The 22,660-nt window shown below is 34.0% G+C and carries 26 protein-coding genes and 1 pseudogene; 13 read left to right on the top strand and 14 right to left on the bottom strand.

Going from position 1 to position 22,660, the window contains the following annotated elements; all coding sequences use genetic code 11:
- The first annotated feature begins 115 nt into the window (after positions 1-115).
- From M3627_RS12030 to M3627_RS12055, 6 genes and pseudogenes are all read left to right on the top strand, one after another.
- Positions 116-988: a GNAT family N-acetyltransferase gene (locus tag M3627_RS12030; protein ID WP_251555819.1), complete on the top strand. Its 873-nt coding sequence runs from the start codon at positions 116-118 to the stop codon at positions 986-988.
- A gap of 158 nt (positions 989-1,146) precedes the next feature.
- Positions 1,147-1,550: pseudogene (locus M3627_RS12035) on the top strand (HIT family protein).
- A 183-nt stretch (positions 1,551-1,733) separates the two neighbouring features.
- Positions 1,734-1,991 carry a histidine kinase gene (locus M3627_RS12040; protein ID WP_251555822.1) on the top strand — a complete coding sequence of 86 codons (258 nt, stop codon included), beginning with the start codon at positions 1,734-1,736 and terminating at the stop codon, positions 1,989-1,991.
- 127 nt (positions 1,992-2,118) lie between these two features.
- A complete protein-coding gene (locus M3627_RS12045; protein WP_251555824.1) occupies positions 2,119-2,739 on the top strand; it encodes a class I SAM-dependent methyltransferase in 621 nt (206 codons plus the stop codon).
- A 151-nt stretch (positions 2,740-2,890) separates the two neighbouring features.
- Positions 2,891-3,373, top strand: a complete 483-nt coding sequence (locus M3627_RS12050; protein ID WP_251555827.1) for a YjdJ family protein — start codon at positions 2,891-2,893, stop codon at positions 3,371-3,373.
- A 196-nt stretch (positions 3,374-3,569) separates the two neighbouring features.
- Positions 3,570-4,166, top strand: a complete 597-nt coding sequence (locus tag M3627_RS12055) for a hypothetical protein (protein WP_251555828.1) — start codon at positions 3,570-3,572, stop codon at positions 4,164-4,166.
- A gap of 85 nt (positions 4,167-4,251) precedes the next feature.
- Here M3627_RS12055 and M3627_RS12060 read toward each other — a convergent pair whose 3' ends face one another.
- Positions 4,252-5,046 carry a tyrosine-type recombinase/integrase gene (locus tag M3627_RS12060; protein ID WP_251555872.1) on the bottom strand — a complete coding sequence of 265 codons (795 nt, stop codon included), beginning with the start codon at positions 5,044-5,046 and terminating at the stop codon, positions 4,252-4,254.
- Between the two features lie 549 nt (positions 5,047-5,595).
- On the opposite strand from M3627_RS12060, the gene M3627_RS12065 reads away from it, so the two are divergent.
- Positions 5,596-6,060 carry a VanZ family protein gene (locus M3627_RS12065; protein WP_169360224.1) on the top strand — a complete coding sequence of 155 codons (465 nt, stop codon included), beginning with the start codon at positions 5,596-5,598 and terminating at the stop codon, positions 6,058-6,060.
- A gap of 352 nt (positions 6,061-6,412) precedes the next feature.
- Here M3627_RS12065 and M3627_RS12070 read toward each other — a convergent pair whose 3' ends face one another.
- The 6 genes from M3627_RS12070 to M3627_RS12095 all read right to left on the bottom strand — a co-directional run bounded on the left by M3627_RS12070 (position 6,413) and on the right by M3627_RS12095 (position 10,994).
- Positions 6,413-7,183 (bottom strand): MerR family transcriptional regulator, encoded by a 771-nt coding sequence (locus M3627_RS12070; RefSeq protein WP_251555830.1) that lies wholly within the window; start codon positions 7,181-7,183, stop codon positions 6,413-6,415.
- 629 nt (positions 7,184-7,812) lie between these two features.
- A complete protein-coding gene (locus M3627_RS12075; protein WP_251555832.1) occupies positions 7,813-8,595 on the bottom strand; it encodes a class I SAM-dependent methyltransferase in 783 nt (260 codons plus the stop codon).
- Positions 8,592-9,449, bottom strand: a complete 858-nt coding sequence (locus tag M3627_RS12080) for a hypothetical protein (protein WP_251555833.1) — start codon at positions 9,447-9,449, stop codon at positions 8,592-8,594. Before M3627_RS12080 ends, M3627_RS12075 begins: the two co-directional genes overlap by 4 nt.
- Positions 9,450-9,468: 19 nt before the next feature.
- The gene (locus M3627_RS12085) at positions 9,469-10,212 is read right to left on the bottom strand and encodes a class I SAM-dependent methyltransferase (protein ID WP_251555835.1); all 744 of its coding nucleotides are present in this window, start codon (positions 10,210-10,212) and stop codon (positions 9,469-9,471) included.
- 143 nt (positions 10,213-10,355) lie between these two features.
- Positions 10,356-10,739 carry a DUF378 domain-containing protein gene (locus M3627_RS12090; RefSeq protein ID WP_251555836.1) on the bottom strand — a complete coding sequence of 128 codons (384 nt, stop codon included), beginning with the start codon at positions 10,737-10,739 and terminating at the stop codon, positions 10,356-10,358.
- Between the two features lie 78 nt (positions 10,740-10,817).
- On the bottom strand, positions 10,818-10,994 hold the full coding sequence (locus tag M3627_RS12095) for an asparagine synthase (RefSeq protein ID WP_144539033.1): 177 nt from the start codon (positions 10,992-10,994) through the stop codon (positions 10,818-10,820).
- Positions 10,995-11,287: 293 nt separating this feature from the next.
- Here M3627_RS12095 and M3627_RS12100 point away from each other — a divergent pair, with 293 nt between their 5' ends.
- The gene (locus M3627_RS12100) at positions 11,288-11,827 is read left to right on the top strand and encodes a 2'-5' RNA ligase family protein (protein ID WP_251555839.1); all 540 of its coding nucleotides are present in this window, start codon (positions 11,288-11,290) and stop codon (positions 11,825-11,827) included.
- Positions 11,828-11,858: 31 nt separating this feature from the next.
- On the opposite strand, the gene M3627_RS12105 is transcribed toward M3627_RS12100, so the two are convergent.
- On the bottom strand, positions 11,859-12,947 hold the full coding sequence (locus tag M3627_RS12105; protein ID WP_251555841.1) for a mechanosensitive ion channel family protein: 1,089 nt from the start codon (positions 12,945-12,947) through the stop codon (positions 11,859-11,861).
- A gap of 223 nt (positions 12,948-13,170) precedes the next feature.
- On the opposite strand from M3627_RS12105, the gene M3627_RS12110 reads away from it, so the two are divergent.
- The gene (locus tag M3627_RS12110; RefSeq protein ID WP_251555842.1) at positions 13,171-13,365 is read left to right on the top strand and encodes a hypothetical protein; all 195 of its coding nucleotides are present in this window, start codon (positions 13,171-13,173) and stop codon (positions 13,363-13,365) included.
- A gap of 82 nt (positions 13,366-13,447) precedes the next feature.
- Here M3627_RS12110 and M3627_RS12115 read toward each other — a convergent pair whose 3' ends face one another.
- Positions 13,448-16,063, bottom strand: a complete 2,616-nt coding sequence (locus M3627_RS12115) for an Ig-like domain-containing protein (protein ID WP_251555844.1) — start codon at positions 16,061-16,063, stop codon at positions 13,448-13,450.
- 199 nt (positions 16,064-16,262) lie between these two features.
- Here M3627_RS12115 and M3627_RS12120 point away from each other — a divergent pair, with 199 nt between their 5' ends.
- Both M3627_RS12120 and M3627_RS12125 read left to right on the top strand, forming a co-directional pair.
- The gene (locus tag M3627_RS12120; RefSeq protein ID WP_445678209.1) at positions 16,263-16,772 is read left to right on the top strand and encodes a ClbS/DfsB family four-helix bundle protein; all 510 of its coding nucleotides are present in this window, start codon (positions 16,263-16,265) and stop codon (positions 16,770-16,772) included.
- Between the two features lie 16 nt (positions 16,773-16,788).
- On the top strand, positions 16,789-17,043 hold the full coding sequence (locus M3627_RS12125) for a hypothetical protein (RefSeq protein ID WP_169359759.1): 255 nt from the start codon (positions 16,789-16,791) through the stop codon (positions 17,041-17,043).
- Between the two features lie 100 nt (positions 17,044-17,143).
- Here M3627_RS12125 and M3627_RS12130 read toward each other — a convergent pair whose 3' ends face one another.
- From M3627_RS12130 to M3627_RS12150, 5 genes are all read right to left on the bottom strand, one after another.
- Positions 17,144-17,632, bottom strand: coding sequence for a DMP19 family protein (locus M3627_RS12130; protein ID WP_251555849.1), 489 nt, complete (start codon positions 17,630-17,632; stop codon positions 17,144-17,146).
- Between the two features lie 44 nt (positions 17,633-17,676).
- Entirely contained in the window at positions 17,677-18,372 is a 696-nt protein-coding gene (locus tag M3627_RS12135; RefSeq protein ID WP_251555851.1) for an ABC transporter permease, read from the bottom strand.
- Complete coding sequence (locus M3627_RS12140) at positions 18,365-19,288, bottom strand: ABC transporter ATP-binding protein (RefSeq protein WP_251555852.1); 924 nt, start codon at positions 19,286-19,288, stop codon at positions 18,365-18,367. Before M3627_RS12140 ends, M3627_RS12135 begins: the two co-directional genes overlap by 8 nt.
- A 91-nt stretch (positions 19,289-19,379) precedes the next feature.
- Positions 19,380-20,315 (bottom strand): sensor histidine kinase, encoded by a 936-nt coding sequence (locus M3627_RS12145; RefSeq protein ID WP_251555853.1) that lies wholly within the window; start codon positions 20,313-20,315, stop codon positions 19,380-19,382.
- Position 20,316: 1 nt separating this feature from the next.
- Positions 20,317-21,012 carry a response regulator transcription factor gene (locus M3627_RS12150; protein ID WP_251555855.1) on the bottom strand — a complete coding sequence of 232 codons (696 nt, stop codon included), beginning with the start codon at positions 21,010-21,012 and terminating at the stop codon, positions 20,317-20,319.
- A gap of 280 nt (positions 21,013-21,292) precedes the next feature.
- On the opposite strand from M3627_RS12150, the gene M3627_RS12155 reads away from it, so the two are divergent.
- A complete protein-coding gene (locus M3627_RS12155) occupies positions 21,293-21,658 on the top strand; it encodes a DUF2750 domain-containing protein (RefSeq protein ID WP_251555857.1) in 366 nt (121 codons plus the stop codon).
- A 151-nt stretch (positions 21,659-21,809) separates the two neighbouring features.
- A complete protein-coding gene (locus M3627_RS12160) occupies positions 21,810-22,481 on the top strand; it encodes a DUF4030 domain-containing protein (RefSeq protein ID WP_251555859.1) in 672 nt (223 codons plus the stop codon).
- Positions 22,482-22,660: the final 179 nt, after the last annotated feature.

Below are 22,660 nucleotides of genomic sequence, written 5' to 3' on the forward strand. Positions count from 1 at the left end.
ACAGTTATAGCGGTTAGCTAATGATGATTAAATATAATATTTTTCAGGGGAGGCAGGAAGAATATATCAAAAAGGATAGTTACAAATACCAGGAAGAATCGAGGAGATTAAATAAATGAGTAAACCTGTAATTCGAACTTATAAAGATTCAAATGATTTAAAACGGATGCAGAAACTCACACAAGCTATATGGTCACTGGAACCTAATTACCATATAGGCGATCTAGCTTGGCAACGCTACCGACACGCTGGACGCGAGGATGATTGGGATACTGCAATTTGGGAAATGGATCGGAATCCAGTTGCTTGGGGATGGATTCAAAAACCTGGTGAGTTAATATGTCAAGTTGATCCCGATTTTCCTGAGGTGGCCAAGGATGTCATTGACTGGTTTGATAAAATAACTAAAACCAATGAGCAAAAAGTGACTATCCTAGAAACGGAGTCGCATCTTATTTCAGCCTTAGAAGATTCTTTATTCAACCCATTAGCAGAAAATCCAGAAGTCCTCACAAAAATTTCATTGGATAGTTGTTCATTCCCTGTTCAATTGCCAGATAAGTTTAAAGGTCGCCATATCAAAGGTTCTGAGGATTTAACAAATCGTGTGGCAGTACATAGGGCTGCATTTCATAAATCCAGAGTCACAGAAGAAAGTTACTTGAACGTTATGAATACCTATCCTTATGATTCTTCTCTTGATTGGGTAATAGAATCCCCAAATGGTGAGTTCGTAGCATCTTGTTTAATTTGGTTTGATGAAGTTAACAAGGTGGGTTTACTGGAACCTGTTGGTACGGATCCTAGATTTAGGAGAATGGGGTTAGCCAGTTCAGTCTGTAAGCTTGCTCTCAATGCGTTGAGTGAAAAGGGGGCAAAAACGGCAGTTGTTGTTTGTACTTCCTCAGATGCATGTGAGCTTTACAAGTCTATTGGTTTTGAACAATTCGCTCAAACAAAATCATTCCATCGTCTTAAAAATACTTAATAAACTTCGCTTTTGTTCATCAACTAACGGGGTGCTTTAGTAAAGATTATTGTTGTTTCGGCAGCTCTTTTTCCTTATTAAACTAAAGGAAGCAGGTTAGTGTAATAACAAAGTTAAAATAAAAACAGAAAATAACGAACGGGGAGAAGGAAATTTGAATGAAAGATTGTATATTTTGTAATCTGGAATTAGAACCAACCAAAAAGTCATTTTAAGCAACGAGTATTGTATGTTTTTACAGTTAGAACAAGCACAAGAGAAAGGTATTCAACTTGAAGGTGCTGGGCTAATTGTACCTAAAAAACATAGGGAAACTGCATTTGATTTAACAATAGAAGAATGGAATGCAACCTATACACTTCTTAAAGATGTAAAAAATTACTTGGATGAAAGGTATAATCCCCAAGGATATAACCTCGGATGGAATTGTGGCGAGATTGGAGGACAACATATATTTCATTCTCATTTTCATGTATTACCAAGGTATGAAGATGAACCACTTGCAGGTAAAGGTATTAGATATATGTTTAAAAGTGCTGATAATAAAAGGAATAATTATTAAGCTAACGGGGGCTTTAGTAAAACATGGCCATCATTCGATGCTCTATTTTTATATCCAAAATATCAAGTAGATCTCAGACATGCATTGTGAAATGTTACACTTAAACTAAGCGGCAGTTTAGTTGAACAAGAAGTGCAATAAATATAGTCAATTGTAAAAAAGAGCCGAGAAGGTGAGGTAATTGTGTTGAGAAGATATTTGAGTGTTATTTCATTGTTATTATTTTCTTTGTTCATTATTTTTGCTTTTATTACACCAATCGTAGTGAATGGAACCTCGGAAATTGGGGACATTGTGATTATTTTATTAATATTAGCTTCATTTTTAACAGCATACTTTAGCCAAAAAGGGAAATGGAGAACTTTTGCTTTAATTGTATCTTCAATTCCAGTGCTATTTCTAATAGGATTAATTTTACTTCCAATATTTTATGAGCAATAGTTTGGTAAATCCTTTGAGGAAGATTCTGAAGTCATTGTATTTGTAATTGAATTAACGAGGTGCTTAGCAAAGCGACAGTTTTGTTGAATAGGGAAAGCTATAAATTCTTGAAAGAGAGTGATACTGTATGAATAATTCTTGGAATAAGTTTATATATAAAATTGGTTCCCCAATTTATGATAAGTTTTTTAATGCTGGTATCTTTTTAAATGCTCGAAAACAAATATTCCAATCAATAACATTTGATAACAAACAAAAAATCTTATTTGTTGGGGTAGGGACGGGTGCTGATCTAGAATTAGTAAATTACTCGAGCTTAGACATAACTGCAATTGATTATTCACCAGACATGCTTGAAAAGGCAAAAACAAAGTTTGGGAATTCTACTATAAAGTTTTTAGAAATGGATGCTCAAAAAATGAATTTTGATAATGAATCCTTTGACTATGTAGTAGCAAGTCTAATCCTTTCAGTTGTCCCAGATGCTAATAAATGTTTTCAAGAAATTACAAGAGTTTTAAAACACGAAGGAAAAATAATTATTTTTGATAAATTTGCTCCTAAAAATAAAAAGCTACCGTTACCCAAAATGCTTTTAAGACCTATTATTGAAGTATTAGGAACTGATATTGGTCGGAGTTTCGAAGAATTAATTCCTAAAAAAAATAGAAGTATAAAAGTCGAAGAAGATATACCAATTATGCTGAACGGAATGTATCGGAAAATAGTAATTTCTAAAATCAATTAATCGCTCTTATTCAACTAAGGGTGCTTTAGTAAAAAAAGAGAGAAAAATTCAACCATTAACTTAATTCAACGGCAACCCGTAATCGATTTTGGAACAGAAAGTAATTTGAATCGTCATGGTAATAAATAGAAGTTATTAGGAGGAAGGACATTTGTTTAAGTATGTATTACAACTTATCGTTGGAATCTTTGCATTATTGGTATCAACACTTATAACTTGGTATGAAGGAAGTGCAATAACTTATAACTCTTTTGAGTGGGAGTATTCTACACCATTTACTAAATTATTTACCATTGAGATTACGAGTGGTCGTGATATTAGTCAACTTGATTATTTTGTTTATGCAGCCAAGTTTCAACCTCTATTTCCCGCTATTATGATGCTCAGTGTATTCTACATTTTGAGTGTAGTTGGTTATTATCTAATAAAACATAAGTCTAAATGGGCGATTGGTATTTGGGGATTTATTGGTTGTATTATGATTTTACTTAGCGGTTTTATTTTTAATTCAGCAACAATAGGCGGAAGGATTTTTTTCTGGATTACTTTAGTAAGTGGACTTATTAGTGTAGCTGTTGCAGTCTTCGTGTACTTAATAAATTTCAAACACAAGGTGACTGTTAACTCAAATTAAATTGTAATATTGTGATGCATTGTACTTAAACTAACGGGTGCTTTACTTCAATAAGAAGTAGATCCTTTTTTACTAACGACGCAGTTTAGTTTAAGTACACAGTAAGGAAAAGAGGATAAAAAATGAAAGTAGAATTTCAAAGTCGTAAGCAGGTACAGGGATTAATTATGGTATAACAGGCAATAGGGGGTTCGAAATGAAAAAAACAATATTAATATTAATATTGTTTTTTCTATTATTATCAGTAGTTTTAATCGCTTGTAAAAATGAAAGCCAAGGGTCCCAAAAGAAGGAAGATGAAAGTCAAGTATCTAAACAAGAAAATACTCAAAAAACACAGACTGAAAAAGTTGCTCTTGAAAACGAACAAAAACTTCTTCCAGTTTTTGTGAGTGTTGCTTCTCCTTCTATATCCCTTTTATCTTCTGATGGGGATGTAGTATTCCTGTCATTTGACCATTCCTATGGAGAAGTATGTTGGAATAACTGTGATGAATTCATTCATTACAATTATCCTACTATCCATAGTGGAGATGTTGAAGTTGGTAATCAACTTCAAATTGATTGGAGTTCGTTAAAACCGCAACCAACAGAAATTCATTTAATACACGTAGATAATAGCGATGAATACGATTCAAAAGAAGTGAGGAGAAAACAAAAGTCTCCTGAAAATACACCGTTAACAATTACAGTTGATGAAGAAATGATTGGAAATCAATATGCTTTCGAATTCATATGGAAAGATGGAGAAGTAGTTGAGGGAAGAAGCATAATGAATTTTAAACTTGAGTAGTGGATTTATCAAAAAGTCTTCTTGCACTAACGGTGTGCTTTAATCAAATAGAGCAACGTCCTTTAAGACGTTGCTCTATTTGCATTTAAAAGTACTTTTGATAATACTCTTTTCTTAACCTTCCGCTTAGCTGAGCATAGATTTTAGTGGTTTCACTCTTCTCATGCCCCATAAGACTTTGTATGACTTCAATAGGAGCTCCATTATTCATCAAATGAGTTGCGTAGCTGTGCCTAAGTTGGTGTGGATGAATTTCTTTATTAATTTCCGCACGATTGGAGATCCGCTTGATGATATATCTCATCTGGGCGACACTCATTTTATGTGGCTGTCTTGCTGTTACAAAGATAGCAGGATTATGGTCATTCCGACTTTCTATATAACGTTTAAGCCATATGTCACAACGTATATTAAAATATACCTCCCTTTCCTTATCACCTTTACCTCGAACGATCGCCGATTGATTGGACCAATTAATATGGTTCTTTTCTAAAGAAACTATTTCTCCAATTCGACAACCGGTAGAAAACATGAATTCAAAAATAGCTTTTTCCATTGGGGAATGACAGGATTCACGAAGGTGTTCGATCTCCCGTTCTGTTAAATACTTAGGTATCCGCTTCCCTACTTTGGGTTCTTTAATTTTGGAAGTTGGATTCTTACTAAGGTGTCCTTCTTCATGAGACCACCGAAAAAATGATTTCATAAAGCGAATACGATGTGCAAGACTGGCTGGTTTTAAATGCTTACCGGATACAGCAAGATACTCTTTTAGTTGATTTGTATCCAGCAATGCCATCTCTACATCTTTAAAATAACCAATTAATAGCAAAGACTGTAACTGGTAGGCCTTCAAGGTTTGTGGCGAAAAGCCCTCTATTCGCTTGTCCGCTTCAAACTAAGCCCATGCTTTTGACAGTAACAATGTTATTCCCCCTAAAATAGTAATATTAAAAGGATTATTGCCAACTTAATAGAATTATAGACAAAGGGTGTATTTTGACTAACGCCGCAGTTTATTTGAAGAAGTCATTTTTTGAAAGATGTCGAAGTAGTTAATATAGGCAGTATGGCAATAACCGGGAGTGGATTCAATTGAGACTATTCAGCTTGATACAATTATTAACGGCTATGATTGCGTTTGTTATTTATTTTTATTTTATTGAACCTGTTATTAAACAGAATGTATGGTTCAAATTTTTGATATTTGCACTAGTTTTCTTTACTCTAAGTTATTTTTCCAAAAGGTTTGAAGGACATTTAAAATTTTTAGATAAACGGATTGATAATCAACTTAGTGTATGGATTGTAATTGGTTTAATTTTCATTCCTTTATTCATTATTTTTTGAACTAATGGGTGCTTTACTTCAAGAAGGAGTAAAGCCATTTTCTTATTGAACAAAAGGATATCAAGTACAGGGGGATAAAATGAAAAAAGTAATAAAGATTGTTCTTAACATAAGTTTCGTGTTTTATTTATTTGCATTAGTAGTTCTATTGTTCTTAGGCACTAGAGGCTTTTTATGGTCTGGTATAACAATGATAGAGTATATAAAGAACTCATCTAATTTTATACCCTTTAAAACTATAAATACATATATAAGGGCATTGTTTGACGGAAGTATGAATATAGATATACCTATTAAAAATCTCTTTGGTAACTTATTTATGTTTTTGCCAGCGGGGATTTACTTACCTTACTGCATAAGAAAGGCAAAAGAGATAAGTGTTTTTATAATTTCGTTGAGTATATTGCTAGTTGTAATTGAAGTAGTTCAAGTAGTTACTAGAAGAGGAAGTTTTGATATTGATGATTTTATTCTTAATATGCTTGGTGCTTTAATAGGATTTGGAATTTGGAAAACAAAGTTTGTTCAGAAACTGCTTAGATAGAACAGTAATTTTAACTAACGAATGCTTTAGTAAAAAATCGGACATCAAAATAAATAAGCATGGAGATACATTTCCCAGCTACCCCCTTCATCATTTGAATGGGGGATTTGTTTTTAGCTGTTTATTCACTAAATGCCCCCAAACCAGCTTTGGTAGCATTTTAGGGGGGCGTAAGAATTTTGAAGATTTACTGCTATAAGAAAATCTAAACATAAAAAAACCTAATTTCTCGGTTTATAAGTGAGAAATTAGACTTTAGTTACTTTATTAAATCGCCCTATAATGGAAAATCAAGTGTGTTGTTTTAAATAAGATAGACCAACTATAATTTAAGAGTATAGCTCATTAATATCTATTCCATTTCTTCTTGCTGAATATAATATTCTATCGCTTGTTCAAACCATTTTTGTTCATCTTCTGTAAAAGGAGAAGGTGTCATATTATCAAATTCTTGAAAATCAGGTTCTCCTTCTATATTCGTATCAGCGAGTTTTTGCATCAAATCCTCATCAAAAAATGAAAAAACTCCTTCTATATAGTTCTTAATCATTCGCTGTACTTTCAGGTCCTCTACGGGTTTACCATATAATTGTTTCACTTCTTTAGACAATTGAGTAAACGTTTTATCTAAAGAGATTTTTTCTTCTTCCGATTTCTTTTCTAACTCTTCCATGATATCCGTTAACATATGACGATTGATCCATTCTTCTTGTATATGGTCAGTACGCATACCGTGAAGAAGGGTAAATAATAAGTTACTATCCACTGTTCCCTCTTCCTCCATTAACCTAATTACTCTATTAATAGATTTCATTGACTGTTCGATTTGTTTTTTTTCTTTTTCTAAAGCTTGAAAATGAAGAGACAAGCTTTCGTTTAAATCAACGGTAAAGCTTGTTTTATTTAATAAATTTTTTATTTCATCCAGACTATATCCTAGGAATTTTAAACTTATAATTTTTTGCAATATTATAATATCTTGATAATTGTAAATGCGATGCCCTGAAGAAGGATTCTTTTCTGGTCGTAATAAACCAATTTCATCATAGTAATGTAAAGTAGGAATAGGTAATCCTGTCTTTTCTGAAAACTCCCCAATGGAAAACTTGTTATTGTTATTCATCAAAATTCCTCCCAACAAAAGTATAAGTTCATTATAAAACCTCAAGTAACTTGAGGTTCAAGGGATAAATTTGAAATTGATATATTGTCACACTATTCCCGTTAATTCAATAATGCTGTACAATCTCAGTTATTGCATAAGACTTTGCATATTACTAATCGTTGTAAATCCACAAAAATCTGGCGAGAACCCAAAAAGGTAGCGTAATTTTAGCATTGATAACGCATTTAAGGAATTAAGTTCATAAAGTAATAGAAAAGATTGTGAAGTATTGTAATTAAACTAACGCGTGCATTAGCAAAATAGTCCATCATTTATGGTCTATTTTTATGTCCAAAACATTAAGTTGATTTCGGATATGCATTGTGGAATGTTACACTTTTGAATTTCAAGCCCGTACTTTCTATGAACTAGCCCCCTGGTAGTAGTTATTATACAATGGTTACTAGTCGGATGTTTTAGTAAAATAGGAAAACAAATTAAAAAGAGCTTGGAGAAAGTACCCAACTCATTTGTTATATGTATTTAAATCAACTTAGCTTAAACATAGCTAAAATATAAAAATGTGAAATCAGATTGCCGATTTCACGTTTTTATATTTTTTGACTAGCTATTCCCAATGACTTAGTTTATCTAGGAGGAAGTTTTCTACATATATACACCATATAATCACTGTCGGAATCGATAGAAGCGCCCTTCCAATCTTTATAGACATTTACAATTTCCAGGTTATGTTCTTTTAATAACCTCTCCATCTCTAAGGGATAGGTATATCGTAAGCTGATATTAGTTATCTTTTCATCAATTATTTTTGCACTATGATCTTTATATTTTCGAATGGTTGTGTAATGCTGAATTTGTTTTAATGCATCATAACTGCTGATCGTGTAGACATCTATCTCGTTTTCTCCATCCATATAAGTTTTCCAATATTCCTCTGTAGCAGGTTGAAGCAGCTCATTAGCAGAGGGAAATCTTGTATCAAATATAAAAATACCATCTTCCTGAAGATGTTGTTTTATAGAGGATAAAAGTTGATCCTGTGCCTCATTTGTATGAAAATGCTGTATGGAATTACCCACCATATAAATAAACGGACTTCTAATGCCTGCTTGGAAATTTGTACAATCCTGCTGCAGCCACTGTATATCCAAGTTAAGCTTTCCGGCTTTTTTAGCTGCCTGCTCCAACATTCCTTTATGAACATCAATACCGATTAATTGGTAGCCCTCTTTGGCTAATGGCAAGGTCAACCTCCCAGTTCCACAGGCTAAGTCTATAATTGGACCATTTACTTTCCCTGCCCATTCTAGTAATAATGGAAGTTCCCCTACGTAATGATTATTTTCCTGGTCATAGGCTGCTGGATCATCATATTCCTCTAAATTATCTAGTTGAATGCGATTCGTCATACCAGTTCTCCTTCAACTTGAAGTAGCCAATTCTCTACTCTCTCTAGGTAGTGAGGATTTTCCCATGCGATGATTGTCTCAAGTTCCCCATGCTTTTCCATTTCCTCTTGCACAAATAGTTCTCCAAGGAAATAGCCAAATCTACTGTACCCAAAGGTATTTACTCCATTAATAGAAAACCAATTACGAGATAATTCAATTCCAGTCATTTTTCGATAGTCCTCTATAAATGCCTTTTTTATTTCTTTGATATGCTGTTGAGCAAAATTGAGCCATTCTGCCCCTTCACCATTGTAAGTAAAATAAACCGATTTCTTTAAATTAGGAACAATTCTTTCGGATAGGTACGTTGCAATTCCTTCCCTATATAACCAGTTGAATGGATGAGTCCATTGAGCAGTCGTCCAATCCATTCCGGCCCTGTCCGTTAAAATATTTTGTGCTGCATGACCAAACTCATGAGCAACGATTACCCTCAAATGATTTGGATCAGGCGAAAGCTTCTCTAACGCAAAGGTGATATTAGGAATTATTTGCTGGTACGTATATGCATTTGAACCATATCCTCCAACGATCAAATTGACCTGTATTGGAAAAGTAACATCGTATAATCGTTCATATTCGCGCACTACTTCTTCAATAATAGGTGTTATATTTTCATGCACTTGTTGGATTTCACGGAAGCTGCCAGGGTATTTCTCCATTGACTGGTTATGTCGTTCCTCGGTGTCTTTGCAATGACGAGGAAAATATTCTGTAAAAATTTCTGGGTACTTTTCATAATAGCTTCGTAAAAAGCTAATGGATGGGATGTAATTGTTTAAAAAGAAAGGCACTGTATCTATAATCTTCAATTTTGCTTTCCCCCTTTAACTATTTACTACACTTAATAATTAATGTTGTCGGTATAAGTTGTGCTTTTTCAAAGGAGTACCACCTATTTACATGTCGCTCTAAATCCTTCTCTGCCATGTAGACCTCTTCTACAACCTCTTCAATTTTAAACCCAGCCTTTATAAGTCTATTAATATAAGTACTCACTTTAAATTGTTGCATGATTGCTTGGGTATCCCAAAAATCATGGTCGTACGGCCCTTCCTCTTGATAGGATTTGTTGAAGAGATACTTCCCATCCTCATGCTTCACTCGGCTATGGAGGGGATGCTCCCAGCTGAATACAAAAATGCCTCCTGCTTTTAAGTAAGAATAGATATTGGCTAATGTTTTGTCTAAATCAGTAGTCCATCCTAGTGCAAAAATCGAATAAACGATTTCAAAATAGTTTGATGGCAATCCAGGATTAGTTTCCATAGGAGATTGAAATAGTTTTACGGAAGATCCATAATCCTTCAATAATTCTTTTGCAGCAGATAACTGATTGTCTGATAAGTCAATTCCCCAAAGCTCTTCTGCTCCTCTCTTCGCCATATATTGTAGGGAATGACCACTGCCACAGCCGATATCTAAAACCTTCAAATCCTTTACTTCTCCTAATAGATTTAAATGTTCTTCACGCGGAGCCATTGGTCCATACTCGGGAAGAGGATTTCTACCATAAAAACGATTTGCAGACTTTTCCCAGCTTGTTTTGTTTATTTCTAATGTCTTGGTATTCATCTTGTTCCTCCAATAATTTACTCGTTCCACCGCTTTCCGTGGTTAATATTTATATTCGATTATTTATTCTTAAACTCCTTTATAAAACAAAAAACCTGACGCACGTTTTAACGTTGCGTCAGATTTTTTGATGCCGTACAAAATTATCTCTTCTTTTTCTTAGAAGTTTTTTTGTAATAATTTGTAGGCGAGTTTGTTGTAGAATTATCCGATGAAGCATTAGTTTGTGGATCTGCCACAATAATTTCCTCTTCTTCAGCAAATTCTGTTTCGTAGCTTAGATTTCTGTAATTTTGACTTTTCCCATCGCTGGTAGAAGTACTGCTTTCTTCGTCCTCTTGAGCAAACAGTAGTGGTATACAAGCAATCCCGCTTAAACCAACAAGTGCATACACAACACGAGCAAAGGCAGAAGTTTGTCCACCAAAAATAGATGCAACTAAGTCAAATTCAAAAAATCCGATTAAACCCCAGTTTAATGCACCAATGATAACTAATGCTAAAGCAATCCGAGATAGTACTGACACGGACCAACACCTCCTTCAATTTGTATAGGTGGAGCTAGGTAGTAAGAATGGAAGGAAAGTTCCTTCCACCCTGAATCTTTAGCGGCGATGTTCAACTAAATCGATTGCCCCCAACACAATATGCGCTAAGCCAAATCCGATAATCGAACTCGTGATTAATGGTGAAATGCTTCTATTGTTCCTAAGCGCTACTCCAGTTGTAGTTACGGCTGTCCCTAAAACTGTTGGTATTAACCCTTCGCGAATACTCTCCATTAAAAACACTCCTCTCATTAATTGCTGTGATTCCTTCCTATCTTTTGCAATATTCATCTGTTTATACTGCCGAGCAAATAGTACAAGAGCATGAAAATATCCTTTCTTTTAACAACTTTTATCAATAAATGAAATATTTATATGATATAATCAAACGAAATATTTTTTAGTCTACTCAAAATTAGTATTAACTGATTGAATCTTATCTTCAGTGGCATACCTTCCAATCTTTTATCAAATATATAAATCGTTGGATAATAAAAAAGAATTTTTTAAAAAAGAAGGCGAATAATATGTATGGAATAATTGCGTTATTTGATGATCAGTTAAATAAGCGGATTTTGAAACTTTGGCAAGAGTTAAAGGATGAATCTATTTCTTCCTATGCATTTGAGGTAAGTGATCGGAATCCACATATTACTATTGCAAGCTACAGCAAATTAGATATTAAATCTTTTGTAGATCGCTTAGATAGCTACTTAGCAGATAAAAAAAGTATTGAAATCACGTTTCCTTCTATTGGATCGTTTACGGGATCTGGTACACTTTTTTATACACCTGTTATTACAGAGGATCTTTTTCATTTTCACAACGACTTTCATACTTATTTTAAGGACTTTAATGACGCACAATCCTTGTATAATCCAGGACAATGGATTCCACACTGTACTATAGCAAATCGTTTATCCAACGAAAAATTATTAGAAGCTTTCCTCTATTGCACTACTCAAGCTCAGAACATAAAGGGATATATTAAAGAAATTGCTGTAATAGACACGTCTATCCCGACACAAGCCCCAGTAATTTTTTCAAAAAAACTTAAGTCCATATAAATACCGCTGAGAATCATCCCAGCGGTACTTATTATTCCTCTATGCTCTTTGGTTCATTCTGAATTAATTCATTATCCACATAAACTTTTCGACTTTGAAGGGCTATAGAAACTCCTTCTCGTTCTAAAATTTCCATAATACCAAAGTTAATATCCTCTTTCACTTTTAAAAACTCTGCCCAAACCGTTGTATTAGTAAAGAAATATAAGAAAATGTCATAGCCATTTTCTTTAAATGCATCAAATTTCACAAAAATTGTTTCAGGATGGACACCTGTATGCTTGCTCACTAGCTGTTCAATTTCTTTTACTACAAGCTCTAATTTTTCCTTCGGCGTCTCTTGAGATACCCTTAGATTAAAGTTAATTTGCCTTTTCCCCATTTTACTCCAGTTGGTAATTGGTCCATTGGCAATCATGGCATTCGGAACAGTAACAATAGCTTGTGAAAAGGTACGGATTTTTGTACTACGAAAAGTAATTTCTTCAATCGTCCCCTCCACATCAGGAGTCAATATCCAGTCACCAATTCTAAAAGGCTTTTCTGTAATAATAACAAAGCCACCCAATAGATGAGAAAGCGCATCCTTTGCAGCAAAGGCGATTGCTACTCCACCTAAGCCTAGTCCCGCAACAAACCCACTCACGTTATAACCAAATTCCTCAGCAACTACGCTAATACTTATGACAACAATAATAACTCGCAATGCCTTTGAAAGAAAAGGAATCAGTATATCATCAATATCCAAATTATATCTGTTTCTCATTTTAGTGAAGAAAGTAGAGGAATCAGAGGACATATTGTATAATCCCCAGCTGATCAGAATAATATAGGAGACTCTTATAAGCACCAGAAATAATTTATTTGTTTCATCAAAATGTGGAAAGAAGCTAGCCGCCACATAAATTCCGACTATGATAAACATCCATTGAATAGGCTTTTCGAAGGACCGAAAAAGGTGAGTCAATGCATCAGTCGGTGTTTTATCACTTAGCTTGATCAATAGGTTAAATACATATTTCGAGAAAATTTTTCTCAAAATAAGGAAAACTAACAGTATGGCAATGGAAATACCAAGGTTCTTCCAAAAGACATACGACATAAAGATAGACAAATCCATAAAAAATACCTCCTAGCAAAATCAACACATATCATACCATAGAATTTTACTATCCTTTAATGATTTGCTGTCGTGGTTGTACATTGTATAAAGGTTTGCCTTTTACTACGAAAGTTAAACTTTGATATTTTGAAAGAAACTGAACTTGTAATAGGTGGATAAAGAAACTTTTTTAAAAATTCCAATAATGTTATAATTTAGGGTACAAATGGAGGTTTTAAATATGATAACCAAAATATTTGAATGGATTGGATTTATTATCGTCGGGGTTTCCATCTATGCTAATGCTATTATTCGTGCCGATGGTATTACGTCCGGAGCAGGTATCAATTTAAGTATCATCGGGATGATTACTGGTGTGATTCTTACTCTTACCTTTTTCTTAGTGAGGAAATTAAAGGTAACACAGAATATCTAATTACAAGAGATGGGCAATCATTAAAGGGTCTGTATCTATGATACAGACCCTTATACTTTAGCAACATTCTTTTGTGCTGCTTCTAATTAACTTGTGACAATATTGCTTTTGATGGCGTTTGATATTTCACATAGCCGCTAATGTTAGTTATAAAGAGGTCTCCACCCACACCATACTGCCCTCCATACTTCCTATCATATCTGTAGACTCGATATACTTCCCCTGGATTTAATATCCGTTGAAAGACGAGCTTGTCCCCTTCACGCTTCCAAAGGTTGATCTTTTTTGTAATTGTAACAAGTCCAATTTGCCCTTTCTTTAACTGCAAGCCTTTCCAAAAAACAGGTTTTTTAGGTATTATCTCTTCTTCCTTTATAGGTAAAATAGTTACAATACTTGCTTCCTTGCTTTTGTTTTTAGATTTATCCTCAGCAATGGCCGTAAATGTATCTCCTACACTCGGGGCTGAGATTGAGAGCTTGAAAATACCATTTTGATCAGCGAGAGTGTCTCCAATATTCCTAGACATTCGTTTGATTGTTACTTTTGCATGGGCTTCTGATTTACCACTAATTTGCAATGACTCACTTGTCACATTGTCCAATATCGGCATAGCTGGTGGCGTTACATCTTGTACAGTCGTACTCAGATTAGTGCTCTCTCGTCCTTCTTCATTTTTGGAGTATATAATAATAGAAATACCCTCCTGAAGCTTCCCGGTGTAAACTTTAAAAGTCCCTTTGTCGCTGACTTTTTGGGTGAGTTCCTTAAATGACTCAGCTTCTCTTGAAGTAATATAGACAGTGGTATGGGGATCTGCAGTACCTGTAATGTATTCTGTTTGATCAGTAACACTTTCTATATCCGGTAAGGTTGGCTTTTCTGTTTTATAAATTGGCATAGTAATTACATTGCTCTTTACTCCCAGTTTGGACTCTGACCAAACCTGTAATTCCTTCAGGCCCTTAAGATTTGGAAGAGTAAACGTTAACCACCCCGAAGGTACAACCTCTGCAATTACCTTTCCATTACTCGCTATTACCACTTTATCTTCACCGTATGTATATACTTTCATCTTGTTTGTTTGCAGTGTAATATCCCCATCAATACTAGGGTCGTATGGTTTATAATGTTTGTTTAAAACAGTTAACAAAGTTGAATGGGTAAAATAAGGATCCGTTGCACCTTTAATAGAGTATGTAACAGTTGTACTCCCTGCTTTTTTTGCTAAAATATTTCCCTTTTTCGTTAATTCTGCTACCTCAGGGTCTGAAAAATTTACGGTCAAATTACTTGTCTTAATCTCATCTCGCCAATATTCATCACTAATCGAAACCTTTGATAAAATCGGCCCATCATATACATCGCCAATAGACATTTCTATTGGTTTTAGTTTACTTAACTCAAATTGAAAATATCCTATAAATTTTTTAGGATTTTGTTCATCAAAAACATCAATTAAATTATATCCCGAAAACAAGGATTGCAAAACTGGTAGCTTGGTCATTTCACTAATTGAATGAATATAGTTGGATTCCGCATAAATTGTCTCCAATGAAGGAAAAAGATTAGCATGCTCTCCTAGTATATTAATGTCAAAAATTATATTACCATCTATATCTAAATCTTTTAAGTATTGATAAGGTCGTTCTGTTTGTACTAGAGGTGATAAATCAGCAATCTCGTTTCCTCTAAGATTTAGTTTTTCAATCGAGGGAAATAGAACCGAAAGCTTCTCGGCCCCTTCAATCGAAGAAAGTTCATTTTGACTGATGTCTAAACTTTTTAGGTATACCATGGGTTCCTTGATCGCACTAAACAAGGAACTAGCATCCCTGTTTGATATCTTTAACTCCTCTAATCGTGACATATTATTAAGATAATCATAATTGGCTTCAATATTAAATAATCGAAGTGTCTTAAGCCTTGTTAGCTTTTTCAAATCATCTCCATTAATCATTTTAGGTTCATCACGAAAAGCAACGAGAGTTAATGCCTCTAAATTAGACAGAGACTGTAAAAAACGAGAGTCCCCATTAAAGTCCACAAATAATTTTTTCAACTGCGGTACATTTGTTAATGCCCCATAATCAGGAATTGAGACGTCATCTAAAGCCAATGACGTAAGCTGTTTCATCCTCTCAATTCCAGCCAGTGAAGTAACTTGACTTCCACTTAGTTGGAGCGTTTGTAGGTTTTTTAATAAAGAAATGGACTGTAACGGTTCATTATTAGTAGAGTTAATCACTAATTCCTTTAAGTTCGGCAGAGTTGCTAATGGAGAGAAATCATTTGAGTATGTACTATATAATTTTAAACTCTCTAGACTTTTGATATTGGCTAGTGGTGTAAGGTCAGCAATGCTTTGCCCACTTGCATGAGTGTTTTCAATATTTAACTGTTTAATATGTAAACCTTCCAGTCCCTCCAGACCTTTAAGAGTCCTGACCTCCCCAGCATATCCGTTCCCAAGTGTTAAGACTCCATTGTTGTTCTCTAAACACGTGGAAATACGATCGATGGTTGTATTCTCGTGAAATTGACTGTCGCATAAGTTAACATAAGTAGCTAACTTTTCTTGTAGTAGAGGATCCTCTAGTTGTATAACTTTGTTTCCATTTAAATCAGAAGCATATACTGGTGAATGTAAACCCAGTAAAAATAATGCAAAAAAAGTGGTTAAGATAGTATGCTTCATGTTAGAGTTCCTCCAAAATTTTATATATTCTCCTTATTATCTTAGAATAATATAAAAATAGATATAGTTTAAATTAGTTCTAAAGCACTGAATTAAATTTTAAAATTTCATCAATCGCTCTATCTCCTATTTCTGAATTTTGTTACAATATTCTCATTCCAATGTTAATATTTATTTATATAGGAGGAAGTTATACTTGATGGAGAAAAGTGAAAAAGAAATTCTATTGCTAAATAGCAACAAAGCCTTTGAATCTTTGCTTAAAATAATTGAATCTATACCGAGTAGAAAAAGGGGTACCTCCATTGAGACAAATGAAAGAGATAAGAACTTTCGTGATGTGTTAATGCATCTGTACGAATGGCATGTAATGCTGGAGAGATGGTATAGAGAAGGTATGGATGGAGACATTCCTTTCATGCCAGCACCCGGTTATAAATGGAATACTATCAAGCTACTAAATCTGCAAATTTGGGAAAACTATCAAGAAGTAACGTTAGCTCAGGCTATAAAAAAGGTGAGGTTAAGTCACAAAAGAATAATGGATTTAATTGAATCACATACCAATGAAGAAATTATGACGAAAAGATATTATAAATGGACGAAAACAAGTAACTTACACAGCTATTTTGCAGCAAATACTTCCAATCATTACAGCTGGGCAATTAAAAAATGTGAAACTATTGGAATGTCTATAGCCTGCTCATAAAGAAAGGTGAATTCAAATGAATTTAAAGCATTTTCTTTCTAGCGTTTCAATACCGTTTTCTATTATTCTATTTTTATTTATTGATGAATATATATACGACTTGCCTACTTTAATGGGAGCCTTATTGGGAGCCCTCTTTGTCGCTGTAGCTATTACAGTTATTCAATCTATATCTTTACTAGACAGAGAACTAAATAAATTTACCTATGGAACTTTATGGATAGTAACTTTGGTTTGTATACTAGGTTCATTTTATCTCTTTGATTTGTAATAATAGTATCGCTGTATGCCGTGATGTAACTTCCGTTTTTTTTCATCCCCAAAATAAAAAAGAAGGCAGTGAAACTATCACTCCATCTTTTTTATATTGCTTAATGATTAACAATTTCTAATACCTCTTCATGTATATTCACTGCATAGTTGTATAAACGCTCATTGATCTGTTCTTCTAAATTTCTATATTCTTCATCTGCTCTCTCCACTACAATTAGGTACTCCGCTTCTACTTTTTCAAAATCAGGATCCTCAAATCCACTATTTTCTATGGTTAAGTATCTCTTCAACATTTCTTCTAAATAGACCTTTTCGATTTTTGCATAATCCCCCGCACCAATCAGCTCCAGCATTTTAGTCAGTCGACTTACGTATTTTTGGATACCCAATCCTTGCATTGTTTCTGATAACCAATTGAGCAAGGCTTCATGGCCTCCACTTTCCATTTCACAAAAGTAACTAAATAAAATAAATATGTCATCCTTTTTTTCATTTTCGGTCGGAAAAGCATAGTTTCCATAAGCAGCAGATAAAACAGCATTCCAAATATCATCATTCGTTTGTAACTCACTTCGATTTACTTTCATTTCTCAATCCCCTGACTGCAGTTCTAGCTAACCTATACGCTAACCTATACTCCTATATCGATTCTATCTATATTTCGAATAGCAAGATATGCAATAACTAAACCGATTAATGCCAGTGACAAAGGTATAACAAATATATCATTCAATGAAAATCCACCATTATTACTGGTAACTAGCACTACAATTAGAATAGATGTAATAATTGTAGTAGGTATGGAATATTTCTTCATACCAAAGTAAAGAGGAATTAGCGACATACCAGAAGCTGCAACTGCATACATCAATACACTAACACCATGTTCTTGAAGAAGCGAAGCCGTTAGCGTATCAGGAATTAGCTGATAGTTTACACTAACAAGGCAATAGACTGACGTAATAAATAGATTTGAAATAATGATCCATGTAAAAGTAAATATAAATACAATAGCAAGCTTTGCCGTTATTATTTTTTTCCTACTAATTGGATACATAAATAACGTTGTAATTGTTTTATTTTTGAATTCTCCTATGATTAACTTCGCTATTAATGTTGCAGCGAAGATGATAAAGGTTCCCCTAACAAATGAATCGATAACCGTTAAGACCTCCTGGTAATTTACAAAGTCCTGGTCACCTTCTACTTTAGATATAAACGCTATTAGAAATATAAACCCGAGAATAACAAAGTTAGCAATTACAGCGTTAACCGAATAGGAGCCCAGTTTAAACTTTTTCATCTCTAGCTTCATTAGCTTAAACACTTACTACACCCCCATTGACTAGCTTTAAGAAGTATTCCTCTAATGTACTTGTCTTTTTACTAATGGCCTCTATTTCAATATCGTGTTCATACAAAACCTTGGAAATCATTTGTGGTGTGAGCGTTGAATCGTATATACGAATACAATGATTATCTACTAATTTAAAGTTAACTAAAAGTAGCTTCTCACTTAACAGGAAGGAAGTTTTCTGTATGTCTTGAACAACCAGCTCAATATAGTCCGTTTGACTACGAGTTAATTGTTCAAGTGAAATTTCTTGAATGAGTTTACCGTTGTTGATGACTCCAATTGTGTCTGCTAATTGTTCTATTTCTCCTAAAATATGGCTAGAAACAATAATGGTAATGCCATATTCCTTAGAAAGCATTCGAAATAAATCTCTCATTTCCTTTATACCTTGAGGGTCTAGCCCGTTTATTGGTTCATCTAAAATAAGCAATTCCGGCTTTGTGATAATTGCACGTGCAATACCCAGCCTTTGCTTCATCCCCAGAGAGAATTCTTTTACTCGCTTGTTTCCTGTGTTTACTAGACTAACCATATCTAATACTTGCTCTATTTCTTTTTGGTTATAATAACCCATGTAATCGCAATGAAGCTGAAGTGTTTCGCGTGCAGTCAGCTTATCATAAAAAATTGGATATTCAATTATGGATCCAATTCTTTTTAAGACCTCGAATGATTGATCGGTTAGCCTTTCGCCAAATATTTCTATTTCACCATTTGTCGGTTTTATAAGATTGGTTATCATTTTCATGACCGTTGTTTTACCTGCTCCATTAGGACCTAAAAACCCGTAAATTTCTCCCTTTTGAACATTCATATTAACAGAAGAAACGACTTCCTTACCTTCGAATACTTTTGTCAGATGATTTGTTTTCAATATATATGACATTGAATCCTCTCCCTCTTCGTTCTATTCTTAGTATAGAAAACGAACCTCTCTTTTTTATTACTTCCATCTTACGAATTTCTTAAGTTATGCTTTAAAAAGTAATTCGCTTCAGGGTTGCAGTAAAAATTGTCTTTTTATGAGGGATACTTGATAGATGAATAGAGCCTCCCATTATTTCAAGAAGCCGCTTTGTAATTGTTAGGCCTAATCCACTGCCTTGGAATTGTTTATTCCTAGAATCGTTCATCGTATATGTTCTTTCAAAAACCCGATCGATATGATACTCTTCGATTCCTTTTCCCTTATCCCAAATATCAATATAAATATTGGACTCATCGTATCTCAACGTTAACCCGATGTTTTTACCGTCTGCACCATAGGTTAATGCATTGGATAATAGATTGTTTAGAACTCTATCTATTGCCTCCTTATTACCAAATGCATATAAATTGTTTTCTGGTATCTCAATTTCAACATGCATGTGCTTAGCTGTTATCAGATCATAGAAGGATAAAATGTTCTTACGACATATTTCATTTATGTTTACCTTAGATAATGGGTATTGTTGGTCCCCTGCCTCAATTTTCGCCAAGTCAAAAAAGGTATGGATAATTTTAAGTACTTCATTTGTTTTAGTATGTAGTTTAACAAGGAGCTGTTGCCGTTCTTCTTCCTGTAGGGAGGGAGCAATTTCTAGCATTTCAATATAGCCTAAAATGACAGTTAACGGCGTTTTCAAATCGTGTGAAACATTGGAAAGCATTTTCCGCATGGATTCTTCTAGCCTTGTATGAGTTGCAAGTATTTTTTGTTTTTCGTCTAATAACTCATTAATTGTATTCAATAGTTGCCGGAGCTCATCATGCTCGGTATGTGCTAAAACTTTCTCTCCTGAATTCTCCTGGATGATGCCATGAAGCTTTTGGTGCGTATAGGCAATGCTAGAGGTGAGATTTCTTTTTTCTTTGTACTGGAAACCAATGAAGGCAAACAATAAAATAATAGTGGAAGATAAAAAGAGTACCATATTAAAAACCTTCCAGCTTATAGCCAATTCCCCACAAGGTTTTTATATACCTTGGATTTGATGGTTCTTCTTCTATCTTCTCTCTAAGCCTTCTCATATGAACATTAATGATATTTTCATCCCCGTAGTATTCATCATCCCAAACCAACTGATAAATTTGCTGTTTAGTAAATACACGGTTTTGATTGGAAGCAAATAGTTTTAAGATAGCAAACTCTTTCGCAGTAAGCTTTATGTGTTCCTTTCCCTTCATAACCAAAAAGTTAGTAACATCTATCTTCAAATCTCCTATTTCAATTACATCCTCGTTTAGTTGTTGCTCCCGTGAATATTGTGTTGCTCTTCGTATCGCAGCCTTTACTCTTGCGGATAGCTCGAGCAATGAAAAAGGCTTGGCTAGATAATCATCAGCCCCTAAGCCCAGTCCTAATGCCTTATCCACATCGCTATCCTTTGCCGACATAATTAATATAGGCACAGCACTAGTTTCTCGAATGATCCTCAATACTTCCAAGCCATCTAGCTTTGGCATCATAATATCTAAAATGATTAAGTCAAAGGCAGAGGATTGATTTTGCTTAACCGCTGCTTCTCCATTGTTCACAGTCGTAATCATAAAACCCTCACTTCTTAAATATTTCTCAACCATTTCACTAATGGATTCATCATCCTCGACTAATAAAATTCGTTTAGACATTTGTTCCACCTCATTTAGTCCATTTTCTTTTAATCATAGCTAATTTATGGAAGTAAATATATATAAAACTAATTTTTCTTACTGTTTATTTTAGGCTCTGTTAAAGGCTAGGGTTGTTTTTTTTCATAAAGCGATTTTGTTTGTGAAATGTTACACTTAAACTAACGGGGCAGTTTAGTTTAATAAGAAAAAAATACATGTATGAATCAAGGCGATATATCGTTAAGCTTATAGAGGTAAAGAATTATATGGAAACTGAAAGATGGGGAGAATTAAAACGATGCTTGATTTGATAATAAATTCTAAAAGACGTTATGAAAATTTTATAAAAAGAGTTTCGGAAAATAAAGTGGTTTGGGGTTTAGAAAATGAAGATGGATGGTGTGTTTGCGAATCTAATGAATATGAAGATACTGTTGTTATGTTGTTTTGGTCAGATGAGGCATATGCACGACAATGTGCAGTAGATGGTTGGTCACATTATAAGCCGTCATCGATACCTTTGGAAATTTTTATGAATACTTGGTTGAACGGAATGAATGAAGATGGTCTTTTAGTTGGTGCGAACTGGAATGCGAAGTTAATTGGGGTAGAAGTAGAACCATTTGATTTACTTGAAGAAATTATAGGAATATTAGAAAAATAATATATTCTTATTCAACTAACGGGTGCTTTACTTCAAGAAGGAGTAAAGCCTTTTTTCTTAACGTGGCAGTTTACTTAAAGAAGAAGGCCATTTGTTTTTCTGGGGAATTTTTGGTGGATTTATAACATACCTTCTTAAAAGGAGGGATTAAATGTTAAAAAGGATATTGATTATTACTGGAATACTTATAGTGGGAATAGCATCATTTAGCCTGTTTAATAAGCCTTCAGAAGTTGATACCGCTGTTGCGAATAAGGAGGAACCAGAACCTTTATCTACTCAAGAACGAGAACAACATTTTTCTACATTGAATACTGTAACTGAAAAAATTCATGAGAAATATGGGGAATTGGAATTTGCTGTAAGTTCGAACTCGAAGATAGAACTGAATGTAAAAGTTAAAGAGAATGAAGAATATTTTAATTCAGTAAAAAGGGATATTGAGTCCATTGCAAAAAATGTAATTAAATCTTCCACATTAAAAGACTATACAGTTGTTGTAGAAAGAATGGATTTATCTTTCGTTACCGAAGAAACTGAAAATATTAACAAAGAACTTTCACATATAGCATCCAGTTTAATGGAAGGTCTTAAACACAACGACGTATTCGGAAATATAAATACTGAGTATCAAAATGAGTATGAAAAATCCATTACCATTCAAACTTCAATAAAAGGTTCAGATAAAGATGCACATAAGTTAGCAATGGAAATTGAAGAGACAGTGAATGAAATCCTACATTCTAAGGAACTAAATTCTGTATCTAATATTGACTCTTACAAAATTATTATATTGAATGCCAAAGGGAAAGTAGTAAATTAGTCAATTTATTTACTAAACAATATTGGCACTCCTTCTTCAACTAACGGGTGCTTTCGTATTATAAGGTTAACCAGTTTTTACTGGTTGACCTTATTTTTATAGGATTTAATATATCAGTAGCCAGGGTAGGACGTACGGGTGCGTGGGACAATGATCCCGTCGGCTAAACTGTCCACCCC

The organism is Psychrobacillus sp. MER TA 171 (genome assembly GCF_023713305.1).
Taxonomy (GTDB): Bacteria; Bacillota; Bacilli; order Bacillales_A; family Planococcaceae; genus Psychrobacillus.

Coding starts and splice junctions, on each gene's coding strand:
- M3627_RS12030 (WP_251555819.1), top strand. CDS start 116: ATGAGTAAACCTGTAATTCGAACTTATAAAGATTCAAATGATTTAAAA.
- M3627_RS12045 (WP_251555824.1), top strand. CDS start 2,119: ATGAATAATTCTTGGAATAAGTTTATATATAAAATTGGTTCCCCAATT.
- M3627_RS12055 (WP_251555828.1), top strand. CDS start 3,570: ATGAAAAAAACAATATTAATATTAATATTGTTTTTTCTATTATTATCA.
- M3627_RS12065 (WP_169360224.1), top strand. CDS start 5,596: ATGAAAAAAGTAATAAAGATTGTTCTTAACATAAGTTTCGTGTTTTAT.
- M3627_RS12070 (WP_251555830.1), bottom strand. CDS start 7,183: ATGAATAACAATAACAAGTTTTCCATTGGGGAGTTTTCAGAAAAGACA.
- M3627_RS12075 (WP_251555832.1), bottom strand. CDS start 8,595: ATGACGAATCGCATTCAACTAGATAATTTAGAGGAATATGATGATCCA.
- M3627_RS12085 (WP_251555835.1), bottom strand. CDS start 10,212: ATGAATACCAAGACATTAGAAATAAACAAAACAAGCTGGGAAAAGTCT.
- M3627_RS12095 (WP_144539033.1), bottom strand. CDS start 10,994: ATGGAGAGTATTCGCGAAGGGTTAATACCAACAGTTTTAGGGACAGCC.
- M3627_RS12100 (WP_251555839.1), top strand. CDS start 11,288: ATGTATGGAATAATTGCGTTATTTGATGATCAGTTAAATAAGCGGATT.
- M3627_RS12105 (WP_251555841.1), bottom strand. CDS start 12,947: ATGGATTTGTCTATCTTTATGTCGTATGTCTTTTGGAAGAACCTTGGT.
- M3627_RS12110 (WP_251555842.1), top strand. CDS start 13,171: ATGATAACCAAAATATTTGAATGGATTGGATTTATTATCGTCGGGGTT.
- M3627_RS12115 (WP_251555844.1), bottom strand. CDS start 16,063: ATGAAGCATACTATCTTAACCACTTTTTTTGCATTATTTTTACTGGGT.
- M3627_RS12120 (WP_445678209.1), top strand. CDS start 16,263: ATGGAGAAAAGTGAAAAAGAAATTCTATTGCTAAATAGCAACAAAGCC.
- M3627_RS12125 (WP_169359759.1), top strand. CDS start 16,789: ATGAATTTAAAGCATTTTCTTTCTAGCGTTTCAATACCGTTTTCTATT.
- M3627_RS12130 (WP_251555849.1), bottom strand. CDS start 17,632: ATGAAAGTAAATCGAAGTGAGTTACAAACGAATGATGATATTTGGAAT.
- M3627_RS12140 (WP_251555852.1), bottom strand. CDS start 19,288: ATGTCATATATATTGAAAACAAATCATCTGACAAAAGTATTCGAAGGT.
- M3627_RS12145 (WP_251555853.1), bottom strand. CDS start 20,315: ATGGTACTCTTTTTATCTTCCACTATTATTTTATTGTTTGCCTTCATT.
- M3627_RS12150 (WP_251555855.1), bottom strand. CDS start 21,012: ATGTCTAAACGAATTTTATTAGTCGAGGATGATGAATCCATTAGTGAA.
- M3627_RS12155 (WP_251555857.1), top strand. CDS start 21,293: ATGCTTGATTTGATAATAAATTCTAAAAGACGTTATGAAAATTTTATA.
- M3627_RS12160 (WP_251555859.1), top strand. CDS start 21,810: ATGTTAAAAAGGATATTGATTATTACTGGAATACTTATAGTGGGAATA.